This window comes from Shewanella sp. UCD-FRSSP16_17 (assembly GCF_001675935.1).
In the GTDB taxonomy this organism is placed as follows: Bacteria; Pseudomonadota; Gammaproteobacteria; order Enterobacterales; family Shewanellaceae; genus Shewanella; species Shewanella japonica.
In genome coordinates, this window is sequence record NZ_LZFV01000046.1 from 22033 (window position 1) to 37930 (window position 15898).

The 15898-nt window shown below is 42.1% G+C and carries 12 protein-coding genes; 3 read left to right on the plus strand and 9 right to left on the minus strand.

Annotated features, from left to right (window positions below):
• The first annotated feature begins 374 nt into the window (after window positions 1-374).
• Window positions 375-617 (plus strand): hypothetical protein, encoded by a 243-nt coding sequence (locus A9267_RS17160; RefSeq protein WP_055025213.1) that lies wholly within the window; start codon window positions 375-377, stop codon window positions 615-617.
• Window positions 618-626: 9 nt separating this feature from the next.
• Here A9267_RS17160 and glpK read toward each other — a convergent pair whose 3' ends face one another.
• From glpK to recQ, 7 genes are all read right to left on the minus strand, one after another.
• Entirely contained in the window at window positions 627-2105 is a 1479-nt protein-coding gene (gene glpK, locus A9267_RS17165) for a glycerol kinase GlpK (protein WP_065110088.1), read from the minus strand.
• A gap of 218 nt (window positions 2106-2323) precedes the next feature.
• On the minus strand, window positions 2324-3682 hold the full coding sequence (locus A9267_RS17170) for an outer membrane protein transport protein (protein ID WP_065110089.1): 1359 nt from the start codon (window positions 3680-3682) through the stop codon (window positions 2324-2326).
• A gap of 570 nt (window positions 3683-4252) precedes the next feature.
• The gene (gene leuD / locus A9267_RS17175) at window positions 4253-4858 is read right to left on the minus strand and encodes a 3-isopropylmalate dehydratase small subunit (RefSeq protein WP_055025216.1); all 606 of its coding nucleotides are present in this window, start codon (window positions 4856-4858) and stop codon (window positions 4253-4255) included.
• 27 nt (window positions 4859-4885) lie between these two features.
• Window positions 4886-6304: a 3-isopropylmalate dehydratase large subunit gene (gene leuC, locus A9267_RS17180; protein ID WP_065110090.1), complete on the minus strand. Its 1419-nt coding sequence runs from the start codon at window positions 6302-6304 to the stop codon at window positions 4886-4888.
• Complete coding sequence (leuB, locus tag A9267_RS17185; RefSeq protein ID WP_065110091.1) at window positions 6304-7398, minus strand: 3-isopropylmalate dehydrogenase; 1095 nt, start codon at window positions 7396-7398, stop codon at window positions 6304-6306. Before leuB ends, leuC begins: the two co-directional genes overlap by 1 nt.
• A complete protein-coding gene (leuA, locus tag A9267_RS17190; protein WP_055025219.1) occupies window positions 7395-8963 on the minus strand; it encodes a 2-isopropylmalate synthase in 1569 nt (522 codons plus the stop codon). The genes leuB and leuA overlap by 4 nt, the downstream gene beginning before the upstream one ends.
• An 892-nt stretch (window positions 8964-9855) precedes the next feature.
• A complete protein-coding gene (gene recQ, locus A9267_RS17195; protein ID WP_082972455.1) occupies window positions 9856-11724 on the minus strand; it encodes a DNA helicase RecQ in 1869 nt (622 codons plus the stop codon).
• Between the two features lie 190 nt (window positions 11725-11914).
• Between recQ and A9267_RS17200 the strand changes: the two genes are divergently transcribed.
• Together A9267_RS17200 and rarD are read left to right on the plus strand one after the other, a co-directional pair.
• The gene (locus tag A9267_RS17200) at window positions 11915-12379 is read left to right on the plus strand and encodes a thioesterase family protein (RefSeq protein WP_055025220.1); all 465 of its coding nucleotides are present in this window, start codon (window positions 11915-11917) and stop codon (window positions 12377-12379) included.
• A 171-nt stretch (window positions 12380-12550) separates the two neighbouring features.
• On the plus strand, window positions 12551-13447 hold the full coding sequence (rarD, locus tag A9267_RS17205; RefSeq protein WP_065110092.1) for an EamA family transporter RarD: 897 nt from the start codon (window positions 12551-12553) through the stop codon (window positions 13445-13447).
• 12 nt (window positions 13448-13459) lie between these two features.
• Here the strand turns inward: rarD and A9267_RS17210 are convergent, their stop codons facing one another.
• A complete protein-coding gene (locus tag A9267_RS17210) occupies window positions 13460-13981 on the minus strand; it encodes a PH domain-containing protein (protein ID WP_065110093.1) in 522 nt (173 codons plus the stop codon).
• Between the two features lie 190 nt (window positions 13982-14171).
• Window positions 14172-15497: an amino-acid N-acetyltransferase gene (argA, locus tag A9267_RS17215; protein ID WP_065110094.1), complete on the minus strand. Its 1326-nt coding sequence runs from the start codon at window positions 15495-15497 to the stop codon at window positions 14172-14174.
• Window positions 15498-15898 lie beyond the last annotated feature (401 nt).

Here is a 15898-nt window from a genome sequence, read left to right on the forward strand (position 1 = left end):
GACATAACAGCGTTCATCTCAGTAAAGAATGTGGGGGATTTGATCCAAATTGTGACCATTTTCATATAAAAATAACAAATAGGGTCGATCTTATAGGCAAAATAAAAATAAAAATCCACCGAAAACATGATGTCGATAACTGACTGGCAATAATGATTGCCGTTAACCAGCACATTTTGTTGTATTGAATGATATATAAAACAGAGCAGCATATGTGAGTCAAAAATGACCATTGCGTATAAGCAAAAGGGAAAATACCAAGAAAGATGAAACAAAGTTATACTTAAATTGTCTAAATACCAACCAAAGATTGCCGATATAGTATATGAATCGACTTAGATCCATCATTTATCGACAACCATGAGGAGGCCATCATGAGCTTAGACACCATATATGCCATAACAGCAACACCACCAAAGCAAGTGGGTAGTTTTAAACGAGATGTCAAAAAGGTAAGCAACAGTAATGCCTTAGATGCTGATAGTCATGAAGCGCCGCAATCGCAATTGCCACCAAACACATCAACCCCAAATGCAGCTATATCACGTCCTAATACAAACCAAGCTCAACCCGCAGATACTAAATCACCTGCAAGACATATCGATATAGAAGTGTAAACTTCACCATTACACTGTTTGTTGGACAGCTTTTTTCCAACCTGAATATAAACGATTGCGTACATCGGCTTCCATCGATGCAAAGAACGTTTTATCGGCAGCTGCGATATTATTAAGTTCAGCAGTTGATTGCCAAAAACCAACAGCAAGCCCAGCCAAAAATGCAGCCCCCATCGCCGTAGTTTCTGTAACCTGAGGTCGAATCACATCCACATCACTAATATCAGCTTGAAACTGCATTAAGAAATCGTTTGCAACTGCACCGCCATCGACGCGAACTTGAGTCAACGGGACTCCCGAATCTTGGCTCATCGCTGCAAGTAAATCTTGGCTTTGATAGGCTATCGCTTCTAATGCTGCACGGATAATATGACTGCGGTTGACGCCACGAGTCAGACCGACAATCGCGCCACGAGCATCAGGTTCCCAATAAGGTGCTCCTAAACCAACAAATGCAGGTACCAAATACACTCCATTGGTATCTTCCACTTTATTAGCAAAATATTCCGTGTCTTGTGCATCCTGAATCAAGCCCATTTCATCACGAAGCCATTGAATCACAGCACCGCCCATAAACACTGAGCCTTCTAATGCATAATTTACCGATAAGTCTCCACCAATTGCTACAGTGGTTAATAAGCCATGAGTTGATGATACGGCTTTCTGGCCTGTATTCATTAATAAGAAACAGCCTGTGCCATAAGTATTTTTGGCCATTCCTGGCTCAAAACAAAGCTGACCAAATAACGCAGATTGCTGATCTCCCGCCATGCCAGCAACGGCAATCTCACCACCAGCAATCGTGGTTGTGCCATAAACAGCACAAGAAGGTTTCACTTCTGGCAGCATTGCCCTTGGAATATCAAACGCTTTTAACAGTTTTTCGTCCCATTGCTGCTGATGGATATTAAACAACATCGTCCGTGACGCATTAGTCGGCTCGGTTACATGCACTTTACCTTGAGTCAACTTCCACACTAGCCAAGTATCTATTGTGCCAAACAACAAATTGCCCGCTTGGGCTTCTTCACGCGCACCTTCAACATTATCCAAAATCCACTTAATTTTACTGGCAGAAAAATAAGGGTCGAGTACTAAACCTGTGGCAGACTTAATATCCTCCTCTAACCCATCCGCTTTAAACTGCTGACATATAGCTTGACTACGACGGCATTGCCAAACAATGGCATTGTATATTGGCTTACCAGTGCGTTTATCCCACACCACTGTTGTTTCACGTTGATTTGTGATGCCAATTGATGCCACTTCATCAGCGCTAATACTCGCCCTTGCTAAGACTTCGATTAATGACGAACTTTGCGACGACCAAATCTCCATCGGATCGTGTTCTACCCACCCAGCTTGAGGATATATCTGAGAAAACTCTCTTTGCGCCACAGCAACCATATTGGCATTGTGATCGAATACAATCGCCCTAGAACTTGTCGTACCTTGATCGAGCGCAATAACATATTTCTTAGAAGTCATTATCTACCTATAGATTGTCAGCAGTGTTATTTTAAAAAGTGTTCTGCACGCTTGTGCTATATAACACTGTAAAAATTATCTTTACTAAGTTAAGACGGATAATCACCGATCTCAAGTTTGTTACACTCACAATGAGAATAATTGTGCTGTAAGCTATATTTAGCCTACAAAAAAGCCCCGCGAGTGCGAGGCTTTTCAATGTAATCTACAGTTGCAAATTACATTTTGTAGCTTAATTGAATACCAGCTAACCAAACATCAGCTTCAACATCACCGCTATAATTAACTGATGCTAAACCTAGTAGGTCTTGAGTTTCATCAATTGGCGCATCCCCCACACCTTTAATGTAGGTCAAAGCAAAATCAACCGTTAGGTTTTTCGTTGCTTGATATCCTGCACCAGCACTGAACCATAAACGATCTGAATCTGGGATTGTTGTTGAACGGTATTCGTCTTGCGCAGCACCTTGATCTAGTGCCATACCGCCACGAACTAACCACTTGTCGTTAAGTTGGTATGTTGTACCGACAGCAAAACGCCAGTTATCTTTGAAGTTCTCTTCTTTAACTAAATCAGACTCCAATGGTAAACCCGTTGTTGAGTCAATTGGCTTAGTTTCGCCAGGGAAGTATGCTACTAACTCATCAAAAACACTCCACTGAGTCCAGTTTACACTTGCATGCATTGCCCAGTTTTCAGTTAATTGGTGATGTGAAGCTAATTCAGCAAATGCTGGTAACTCAATCGGTAAGTAGCCTTCAATGTGCACATCTTGACCGCCATCGTACAATAAGCCAGATGCAAAGCCATCTAACTCAAGTTCAACGCCACTGTGATAAGCAAAGCCTAAACGATGCGCTTCATTGATCTGCCAGCTTGTGCCTAATTGCCAACCTAAGGCAATATCGTCACCTTCCATATACTTAAGGCTCGCACCTGCATCAGGAAGTTGAGGGGCCAGAGCAGGAACGGCTTGTTTCACGCCATCAATCCAACCCGGCATAGATGCGCCAACATGGCCTTCACCATACACCACACGTAATCCGGCACCGACACTGAATGCTTCATTAACTTTATAAGCAATATTCGGGTTAAACTCGACAGTTGTAATCCCAGTTTCATTACCGAATAAAGACGCTGGGTGGGTTACATCAAGCTCTGTCGCTAAACCGTAATTTGAGTTAACCGCTAAACCCCAAGTCCAGTTGTCATTCAACTGATTAGAGTAATAAAAGTTAGGCACAACCGCACTATCAGCAAAATCAGTAGCATCCGCTGCAATAATGACAGGATCAGGACCTAATATTGGAGAAGAAATACTGACGTCACCTACAACATCAACATTTGGCATGATGTAAATCGCACCTGCTGAAAGTTGACGACCTTCAAGGTAAGTTAACATTGCAGGGTTTCTTGCTTGAGCCGAAGCATTATCTGCCATTGCCGCTTCACCAGCAAAAGCACGGCCTAAACCCGTTGATGAGTATTCCGCTAACTGAAAACCAGCTGCATTCACTTGAGTCGTTGCCCCGAAAAGCATGGCACTTACTGCCACAGTCAATAGTGTCTTTTTCATTATTAGTCTCTGTTTGTAGCAAATCTAATGTTTGCTTAATCTCTTACATCATTAGAGCAATTGCTCAATTTGAAATCGCGGCAAGTTTACTGATGCAGAACAAATTTACAAGCCAAAGCCTTAAAACAGAGTAAATAACTACAAAACCAGTAACAGAAAACATCTTTGGTGACATAGCTCACACCAAAAACACCCTCTCAGAGACGTTTTTTAAAAAATACTCGCTAAGAGTCAATATAAAAATATCAGACAAAAGAATAAAAGATTAAATATCAAGCAGATAATAAAAAAACATTACTGAACACAAGTGTTCCCAAAAAAGCAGTGAGTTTCACTACCTTTGTGTAAAACAATGAAAGATAAAAAGACAAATCCTTAAAAATCAAACTTTTGAACCAATATAATTTATATCAATCAATAAAAAAGCCCTCACTTATCATAGTAAGGGCTTTAGCTAATATAAACTTGGTACAAGTGTAAGCTTAAATGTTAATTTTAAGCCCGATAGCAACAATTTGATTAAACCTGTTTAAAATCACGTCGCTAATCGCAGACATATTGTCATGGCGATTAACGACGCCAAGCAGGTATATTCGCCTCATAGTCCGTAATTGCCTGTGCATACTCTAAGGTTAAGCCAATTGCATCCAAGCCGTTTAATAACTTATGTCTAGCTGATTCAGCAATCGAAAAATCGAAAACACTCCCAGTTGGTGAGGTCACCGTTAACGACACTAAATCAACGGTAATATTCGCACCTTCACTGGCCTCAACCTCTGCCATCAATTGATTGACTTGCTCGTGAGTTAACTTAACTGGCAATAAACCATTATTGATCGAGTTGCCATAAAAAATGTCAGCAAAAGTGGGCGCAATAACCACACGCAAACCAAAATCGGCTAACGCCCATGGTGCGTGTTCACGACTAGAACCACAGCCAAAATTTTCTTGAGCTAATAAAATCGACGCACCTTTATAACGAGGTAAATTTAATGAAAAATCTGGATTATCTTGCTCACCCGCTTCATCTAAATAACGCCAATCATGGAATAAATGTACCCCAAAGCCATCCCTTGTCACTTTTGATAAGAATTGCTTTGGAATTATTTGGTCAGTGTCGATATTCGCACTATCAATCGCAACCGCTAGACCAGTATGTTGAGTAAAAGCTTGCATCTGTTTCTCTCTTCTAGTGGTAATCGATTAATAAGGCTTACGAATATCAACAAAATGACCAGCAATAGCTGCTGCAGCTGCCATTGCAGGGCTCACCAAATGTGTTCGACTRCCACGGCCTTGGCGGCCTTCAAAATTACGATTACTGGTCGATGCGCAGCGATCGCCAGCTTCTAATCGATCATCATTCATTGCTAAACACATAGAGCAACCCGGTAAGCGCCACTCAAAACCTGCATCAAGGAAGACTTTATCTAACCCTTCTGCTTCTGCCTGTAATTTAACTTGTCCAGAACCTGGAACCACAATCGCAGTGACGCCATCAGCGACTTTACGGTTTTTAGCATGGTGCGCAGCTGCACGTAAGTCTTCGATACGAGAGTTAGTACACGAACCAATAAAGACTTTATTAATCGGAATATCAACCATTTTGGTACCAGAAGTTAGGCCAATATATTCAAGGGCTTTTTCCATGCTACTACGCACTGTCGCATTTGGCTCGCTCGCTGGATTTGGCACTTCTGCATCAATCGGAACCACTTGACCTGGATTTGTTCCCCAAGTTAATTGTGGTGCAATATCGGCAGCGTCTAAAATCACTTCTGCATCAAAGCTTGCATCTGGATCGGTTTTTAACGCAGTCCAATCCGCAACGGCTTGCTGCCAGTCATCGCCTTTAGGAGAAAACTCGCGCCCTTCAAGATAGTCGAAAGTGGTTTGATCGGGCGCAACCATGCCTGCTTTAGCGCCCATTTCAATGGCCATGTTACACAATGTCATGCGACCTTCCATTGATAGCGCTTCGATAGCGTCACCACAGAACTCAACGACATAACCAGTACCGCCATCCATGCCTAAGCGACCAATGATGGCTAACACAATATCTTTTGCTGTAATGCCTTCAGCGACATGACCACGTACTTCCACTTTCATGGTTTTCGCTTTCAGCTGACGCATAGTTTGGGTTGCTAACACATGCTCAACTTCTGAGGTACCAATACCAAATGCCAATGCACCAAATGCCCCATGTGTCGCCGTATGCGAGTCGCCACAAACAATGACAGTACCAGGAAGTGTAATGCCTAATTCTGGCCCCATTACATGAACAATACCTTGGTTAGGATGGTGAATATCATAAAGCTTAACGCCAAATTCTTTACAGTTTTGCGCTAATGTCTCCACTTGAATACGTGCCATTGGACTCATCGCATCTAAGCTCGCGCTCAATGTCGAGATATTATGATCCATGGTTGCAAAGGTTTTTTCAGGTGCGCGGAGTTTACGCCCTGCGGTTTTTAAACCACTGAAGGCCTGCGGTGATGTCACCTCGTGAACCAAATGGCGATCCACATAGATAATCGGCGCCTCTGCTTCTGGCGATGCCAGTACATGGGCATCCCACACTTTTTCATACAGAGTCTGAGCACCACTTGCTTGAGTTGCCATTACACACCTTCCTTAACAGCATTAGCGATAAAATCGCCCATTTCTGACGTTGTTTTAGCATTTTGGCGTTCATCAGCACTTAATAACTCGCCCGTTAAATAACCTTCAGACAAGGCTTTACTTACCGCACGCTCTATCGCACTCGCGGCTTCTTCAAGCTTTAAACTATGACGCAGCAATAAGGCAGCTGATAAAATTTGTGCCACTGGATTGGCAATGCCTTGGCCTGCAATATCAGGTGCACTGCCACCAGCAGGTTCATACATGCCAAAACCACTGCTATTTAAACTCGCAGATGACAATAGCCCCATCGAGCCCGTCAACATGGCAATTTCGTCAGAAATAATATCGCCAAATAAGTTTGAACATAACATGACGTCAAATTCATTCGGACGACGTAACAATTGCATTGTCGCGTTATCAATATAGATATGCTCAAGCTCTACATCTGGGAAATCTTTAGCGACACCTTCAACAACTTCTCGCCATAATACTGAACAAGCCAGAACGTTAGCCTTATCGACTGATGTCACTTTTTTGCTTCTGCCTTGAGCAGCTTCAAAAGCAATGCGAGMTATGCGTTCAATCTCGCGGCGGCTATAGCGCATCGTATCAAACGCTTCTTCATTAGCACCTTCACCTTGGCGCCCTTTTGGCTTACCAAAGTAAATACCACCCGTTAACTCACGGACGCATAACACATCAAAACCACGTGATGAGATATCACTGCGCAGCGGTGACATATGTTCAAGTCCTGTATGCAACTTGGCAGGACGTAAATTACAGAACAAATCAAAATGACCACGAAGCGGTAACAACGCGCCACGTTCAGGTTGATCATTAGGGGCTAGATGTTCCCATTTAGGGCCACCAACACTACCAAACAATACGGCATCTGCAGCTTCACAACCTTTCAAAGTTGATTCTGGTAACGGGCAACCATGGTTATCAATGGCAATACCACCAACATCGTACTCAGCATATTCAATATTTAGTGCAAATCTGGCTTCAACTTCTTTTAGCACTTTGCGTGCTTCAGCCATTACTTCAGGACCAATACCATCCCCTGCTAATACTGCTACTTGATAACTCATACTCCACCTAACTCCCTATCTTTATGAATCTGTTGTTTAAAATCAGCTACTTTATCTGCACGATAAATTAAGTTCATCACATGAACGAGCGCTTGTGCTGAGGATTCAACCACGTCTGTTGCTAACCCTAGACCATGGAAAGTTTGCTGATTGTATTCTGCGGTAATATCAACTTGGCCTAAGGCATTCTGACCTTCACCTTTCGCACCTAATTTGTAGTTAGTAATATTGATGGTGCGGTCTGTTGCTCTTGCAATGGCATTGTACGCAGCATCAACAGGACCATTACCGGTCGCCGCTTCTGTCATCTCTTTACCATCCACCGTAATACGCACTGTGGCAGTTGCCACGCCTTCTGTAGAATCTGAATGCACCATTAAATGTTGTAATGCGTAATGATCATCATCTTGAGATTGAGCTTCCATAAACACTAAGGCTTCTAGGTCATAATCAAATACTTGACCTTTCTTATCCGCTAAATTCAAAAATTGCTCGTAAAGGCTATCCATATCGTAATCGGAAGCTTGGTAACCCATTTCTTCCATACGGTGCTTAATGACATGGCGGCCTGAGCGTGATGTCATATTTAAATTATTACGATTCAAACCAATGCTTTCTGGTGTCATGATCTCGTAAGTGTTTTTCGCTTTTAACATGCCATCTTGGTGAATGCCTGATGAATGAGAAAACGCATTGGTGCCCACGACAGCTTTGTTCGCTTGAATAGGCATATTACATAGCTGGCTCACCAATGAAGAGGTGCGATGGATCTCTTTTGCATTAATATTGCTTTCAAGCCCTAATAAACCTTTACGCGTCGATAGGATCATGGCGATTTCTTCTAATGAACAATTACCCGCTCGTTCGCCAATACCGTTTACAGTACATTCAATTTGACGAGCGCCATGCTCAACAGCAGTAATAGAGTTAGCCACAGACAAACCTAAATCGTCATGACAATGCACTGAGATCACCGCTTGATCGATATTAGGTACACGATTAAATAGCGTTTGAATGATGCCGCCGAACTCACTTGGCACGGTATAGCCCACGGTATCAGGAATATTAATGGTGCGAGCACCCGCTTTAATGGCTTGTTCAACCATACGGCATAGGTTATCAATAGGTGTTCGACCCGCATCTTCACACGAAAACTCAACATCATCAGTAAAACGGCGAGCATATTTGACGGCCCCAACAGCCATATCAAGCACGTCATCAAATGAACGTTTTAATTTGCTTTCAACGTGAATAGTCGATGTAGAAATAAAAGTATGAATACGGAACTGTTCAGCAACAGATAACGCTTGAGCTGCCGCATCAATGTCTTTTTCAAGAGCACGAGATAATGCACAAACACGGCTGTTTTTAATTGTTCTAGCAATGGTCTGCACTGATTCAAAATCACCTGGCGATGACACAGGAAAACCCACTTCCATAACATCAACACCCAAGCGCTCAAGCGCCAGAGCAATTTGCAGCTTTTCTTTAACCGTTAAACTTGCTGCTAACGCCTGCTCACCATCTCTCAATGTGGTATCAAATATTATGACTCTATTGGACATCAGTTTTCTCCATCGAACTTTGTTGTTCAGGTAAAAGTTTGTTCGGTTATCTAACAAATAACTGCGACGCCATAAAAAGTGTTTAGCAAGTCATTCGTCTATTTGTTTGTTCTAAAAATCAATTGGGTACAGAAACAAAAAACCCCGCGGCTGTTAGCGCGGGGTTTGTGAATGCAAGTAAACTTATTTAGCAAGTAACACAAAGGACTCCGCGCAAATTTTGCGTAAGAGAAGAAAGAGACCTAGGAGAATGCTACCACTATAAATATTCATTAAAGTTAACTAATTATTCTTAAATTAAAATGTTCTATACTGACTTTTTAACGTGACAAGCCTGCTGTGTCAACCCTATTTTATTCATCTTTTGTTCAATTATCCCTTTAGGCTAAATCAGACTCGACGGTCAATCTTCTCTGAAACAGTGTAGCGATAAAGAAAAAACCAACGTAAACCTTGATATACGCTGATTCTAGGATTTATTTTCAAAAATAATTTGCATCAAACGACTAAGTATCATCACCAATAAAAAAGTGCATAAATTTTTTGAAGTGATTAAGCCATTTTCGTTATATCAGCCATGCGAATCAATACGCAGCCAGTAAACATTGAATATGGAACTAGCATAGTAACTGAATGAAATAGATCGTTCGTGATTAAAAACACCTGTTAGTCATGTTTGCCCGATAACCTAATCAAAGCGCTTGCACACAAAGGAAGGTCATAACGAGAATGATGAAATCAAGCTAGTGAAATATAAGAGAGCTAAAATTAACGACAAACGAGAATTGAAGAAGTGAGGAGGTGAAGAACCATAACGCTTTCATTACCTAGCTTTAAAACGGCTCGCTAACATCCTTGATGATAACGCAATAAGCCTTGTACCAACGATTAACTAGCTTTCGATTAAGTATTGGCTTATTTCATCCAAAAAGGCATTACCAAATCGGCTTAACTTACGCTCACCAACACCATTCACCGCTAACATTTCTCCGGCACTCGTGGGTACCATTGCCGCCATTTCTGCTAATGTTGCGTCATTGAATACTAAATATGGCGGAACGTCATGCTCTTCGGCCAGCTCTCTTCGTAGTAATTTCAGGCGTGCGAAGAGCTTTCTGTCGTATTGCTGCGGCGCACGAGAGGCGCTACTGCGACGTTTAGTGGTCACTAATTGAATACGAGGCTCTGCAAGTTGCAATGTCACCTCGCCTTTTAACACGGCTCTTGCTGATTCGTTGAGCTTAACAGATGAACCACGGGTAATATCTTGTGAAGCCAGACCAAGGTGAATGAGTTGACGTGTAACCGACAACCAATACTCATGGCTTTGCTCCTTGCCGATTCCCCAAGTGGATAACTTATTATGGCCACGATCCATCACATTGGCCGCTTTTGAGCCACGTAACACGTCAATGACCTGATTCACCCCAAAATGCTGGTTTAGTCTAAAGATACAAGACAAAACTTTTTTAGCATCTTCACTGCCATCATACTTTTTAGGCGGGTCAATACAGACATCGCAGTTACCACAAGGCTTATCAGCACTTTCATCAAAGTAATGCAGTAATACCTGACGGCGGCATGTTTGCGCTTCAGCAAACGCCGCCATGGTATTCATTTTATGGAACTCCACATCTTGTTGCGGACCTGGCTCAGATTGCTCAATTAAATGCTTCACGCGCCCAATATCAGCAGGGTCAAATAACATATAAGCTTCAGCATCTAAGCCATCTCGTCCTGCTCTGCCTGTTTCTTGGTAGTAAGACTCCACACTTTTCGGAATATCGTAATGCACAACAAAGCGGACATTGGATTTATTAATCCCCATACCAAAGGCAACAGTTGCCACTACGATATCGATTTTATCTTTTAAAAATTTATCTTGAATATCAACACGTTCTTCTTGTGTCATACCCGCATGGTACGCAGCAGCGCTGAAGCCCTGCAGCTTTAGGCGATCAGCAACCTCATCAACACGGCGTCGACTACTGCAGTAGATAATGCCATTACTGCCTTTTTGCAGTTGTAAAAACTGCTTTAGCTGGTTAGCCGCATTGAGCTTTTCGACCACTGTGTAACGGATATTAGGTCGGTCAAAGCTAGATAATAAGCAAAATGGCGTGATATGAAGCCGCTGGCAAATACTCTCACGAGTTGCTTGATCAGCTGTAGCTGTTAACGCCATCAGTGGAATGTATGGAAATATCTGTTTTAGTTGGCCAAGGGCGGCATATTCAGGTCTAAAATCATGGCCCCATTGACTGATGCAATGCGCTTCGTCAATGGCAAACAGAGATACCTGTAATTCATGTAATCGTTCAATAAAGTCAGGACGAAGTAAGCGCTCTGGCGATACATATAGCAGCTTAATTTCACCTTGATGCAAACGACGTAGTATTGCCACCGTTTCTTCACGAGGTAAGGATGAGTTCAAATAAGCTGCCGCAACACCAGATTGAGTTAAGCTGTCCACTTGATCTTTCATCAAAGAAATCAAAGGTGACACCACTACTGTCAACCCTGGCAGTAATAAAGCTGGCAGCTGATAACACATACTTTTACCGCCACCTGTGGGCATGATAACTAATGTGTCTTGGCCGTTTAACGTTTGCTCAATAATCTCACGCTGACCTTCTCTGAAGTCACGATAACCAAATATCTGTTGTAAATGGTAGCCGAGTGCGTCCTGCTCCAATGTTGGAGTGGGAACTGAAATCTGCTGCGGCTGTGCTTCTACTGAACCTGAGATATGATTGTCCATCTTTTGAGCTGAAGATAAGAAGCGCCATTTTAAAGCACTGCTGTGCATATGTCTCGAATCAATGCGCAATAGCTAACCTCAACTGCTCAAATATGCACCATTGATTTTATAAAGCTAATTAAGTTAGATTAAATACTCTATCTCATCATGTTCATGTATTTCAGCATGACTTGCTAACTAAAGGCCAACTATGACCACGGACGTTCAACGTAAAGTATTACAACAAGTGGCTGATATTTTTGATAAGCATGTTCCTTTTCATAATCTACTCGGATTAGAAATCAAGCGTTACGATATCGACGGTGTTGAAGTGGTGATTAAGATGAAACCCGAACTCATTGGCAATATTCATCAACACATATTACATGGTGGAGTGACTGCCACACTGCTCGATGTTGTCGGTGGATTAACCTGTTTTGCAGGCTTAGTTTCAAGCCGAGAAGATTGGACCATTGAAGCGTTAGAACAACGGCTCACTACGCTCGGTACAATTGATATGCGAGTCGATTACCTTCGCCCTGGCCGAGGAGAAATATTTACCGCTACAGGATGTGTGATCCGTTCAGGTAATCGTGTTTCAGTATGCCGAATGGAGCTGCATAATGAACAAGGTACTCATATCGCATTTGGCACGGGAACTTATATGGTTGGCTGATATGATGGGTTGAGTGGCCGGATGCGAATAATTCAATTGAACATCAATGTCTATTTGGCAACTGTAAAGCTTTTGCATATTCAATATACGTAAAATGATTTCGCGAATTACTTGAGAGATTAACGTAAGCCACCTACAATCGCCTTCTTTATCGCTTCATACTGGATTCCCATGCAAGATCTTGAACATCGTAAAGGCATAGCCCTTGCCATTTGTGCCTACTGTCTATGGGGAATTGCACCGCTTTATTTCAAGTTACTGAGTGAGGTTTCTGCGCTGGAAACCTTAGCGCACCGTGTCGTGTGGTCATTTATTTTTATTATCATTTTAATGCAGTTTTTGGGTGGTTTCTCTCGCTTAACGACCTTGCTGAAAAAGCCCAAACAGCTACTGGTGTTAGCACTCACCTCGGTGCTCATTGCTGCTAATTGGTTGATATTTATTTGGGCCATTAATAACGATCAAATGCTTGATGCCAGCTTAGGCTACTTCATTAATCCATTATTTAATGTGCTATTGGGAATGGTCTTTTTATCTGAGCGGTTACGCAAATTGCAGTGGGCTGCAGTGGCGCTAGCCAGTATTGGCGTTTTGATTCAGCTCATTTCATTCGGCTCAATACCTTTAGTATCCCTGGCATTAGCAGCTTCTTTTGGCTTTTATGGTTTACTGCGTAAAAAGGTCAATATCGACGCTAAAACAGGCTTATTAGTTGAAACCGCTATTTTGCTCCCTATCGCACTCGGCTATTTAGCGCTCACATTAGACACAGCCAGCGCGAATATGCTGACTAATGATATGACAATGAACCTCACACTGATTGCAGCAGGTATTGTCACTACAGTGCCATTATTGTGCTTTGCTGGTGCAGCCATGCGCATTCCGCTATCGATGCTGGGATTCTTTCAGTATATCGGTCCCAGTATCATGTTTATTTTGGCAATATTTTTATACAAGGAACCATTCGATATTGAAAAGGGCATCACCTTTGGGTTTATTTGGAGTGCTTTAGTGGTCTTTACTACCGATATGGCACTACAACGACGCCGTCGTTTAAAGCAAAGCTAACAGCCAATTGACTTAATCCTGCCAAGCAGTCATTTTTGTCATTGCTGCTTGCGGGTTTTCTAACGATAACAACAACGAATACCCCTTTTCAGTGGGTAACAACAAGACATTCTCGTTTGTAGTCACTGATACTAACGCCTTATCGCCGTTTTGCAGCGTAAACCATCCTAATGAGTAACCTGACAAGCCAAGACCATTCGTTCGTCTTGTAGGCATATATTGCGGCGCCTCAATAAGATTAATCACTCTGGCTTGCTGCCAAACTAATTCATCTTGCTGAAATACTTGTCCGTAGAGTGGAATAGTCAGTGTCACCTGATGACTTTTCTCGACCGATAACCCCGCATGTTGCGTTTGATACAAGGTAATAGAAAACAAACCAAACACCGCAATAATTATCCCTAAGCTTGCGTAAACGGCCATGCTTGGCATCTTTTTCAGTTTTAAAAGTAACGTGAGCAGCAATAAGCCCATCATAACGCCGATGAAATTAGCTAAACCATTCGCTGTTAGCCCTGCCAGTTCTATATTCATTGATTTTCTATACCTAAAATTCGTTTTTATTAAGCGCCCGACTTAATAGAGCATGTGATTGGAATAATGCAATATTTTGCGAGCATAACAAAAATGCCACCCCATGGCTTAACATGTTGTGGCATTTCAGTAAGTATCAAACAATCACGTATTCAACATTAATGTTCAAATCTAGTGTTATAAATATACCTTATAAATCTAGAGCCAATATTTTTGATTTACGTTGAAAATTATATAGCTGCTTTTTGACATTCGGCAGCGCATCAACCTCAACAATATTAAAGCCATGCTCTAAAAACCAATGAATACTGCGAGTCGTTAAGGCAAATAGCCGTGAATAGCCTCTGACTCTGGCTTGACCAATAATGTTATTCAATAGCACGCTACCTCTGTCGGCATCACGGTAATCGGGATGCACGACTAAACAAGCAAACTCACCGGCATTATCTTCTTCAAATGGATACAGTGCTGCACAACCAATCACCAAACTGTCACGCTCAATCAGCATAAACTGTTCGATTTCCATTTCCAGTTGCTCACGAGAGCGTCTAACCAGTATCCCTTGCTCTTCTAGTGGTCTAATTAAATCTAAGATACCACCGATATCGCCAATGTTTGCCCGACGTAATCGTTCGGCACTTTCGGTCACAATCTGGGTACCAATACCTTCACGAGAGAATAACTCTTGCAACAAGGTGCCATCTTCAAGGTAACTCACTAAATGACAACGTGGCACGCCATTACGACACGCATCAATACTGGCTTTTAAGAAGGCCATAGTACCAACACAGGCTTCGCCAGCTTGATTCATGTCATCCCAAATAGCTTGTGCACCATTTGGCATCAGCTCGGCAATCACCTCGCCTGACTCATCTAAAATGCCGTGAGTATTACTAAAGCCAATGATCTTATCTGCCTTTAACTTTATCGCCACTTGGGTGGCAACCTCTTCAGCCGTTAAATTAAAACACTCACCAGTCACTGACACCGCCATAGGGCCCATGAGCACAATACAATTATTATTTAATTGACGCTCTAACCCTTGGGTATCAATACGGCGCACTTTACCGGTCAGACAAAAATCAACGCCATCATCAATACCTAATGGCTGTGCAATAACAAAGTTGCCGCTGACTAGGTTAATTTGTGCATTTTGCATCGGCGTATTACCCAAGCTCATCGATAAGCGCGCGGTAATATCAAATTGCACAGCACCGGCAACTTGCTTAATTACTTTAAGCGAGTCTTCGTCGGTTATACGCACACCATTGTGATACGTAGGCTCGATGTTCGCATCATGCAATGCCGCGTCAATTTGAGGGCGGGCACCATAAACTAGCACGACTTTAATCCCTAAAGAGTGCAACAAGGCGACATCATTGAGAATGCCTCTAAATTGATTATGTAACAGTGCTTCGCCACCAAGCATCACAACGAAGGTTTTGCCACGATGCACATTGACATATGGCGCTGAGTGACGGAATCCATCAACAAGTTCTGTGGTTCTTAAAGGCACATTAACCCCTAACAAATAAACTTAACGGTATTCAGTGTCTATTCCAAATAGGACACCAATATAATTAATCAATATTATTGCATTTAAATTCACTTTGAAAGACTTTTATTGGGATATTTAGCGCTTTTTAGTATTTAACTATTCAAAAAAAGTCTCAAAAGCGGTATCACGTTAGTACTCGATAAAATATCAGCTAGCCAATCACTTAATTAAAGCGACCCTTTTGCCATGGTTTGTAAAATAGTTGGCCAATATACAGGTAAGCACTCAGTCATACTTAGCCTAATCAGCCAAGATGACAAGTTTAATACTCACACTAAATAATCAGCACAAAGCACTGTAAAGATATATTGCTACTTAAAAATGGATAAGAGAGTTGGAATGACATAGGTGGGGCTGAA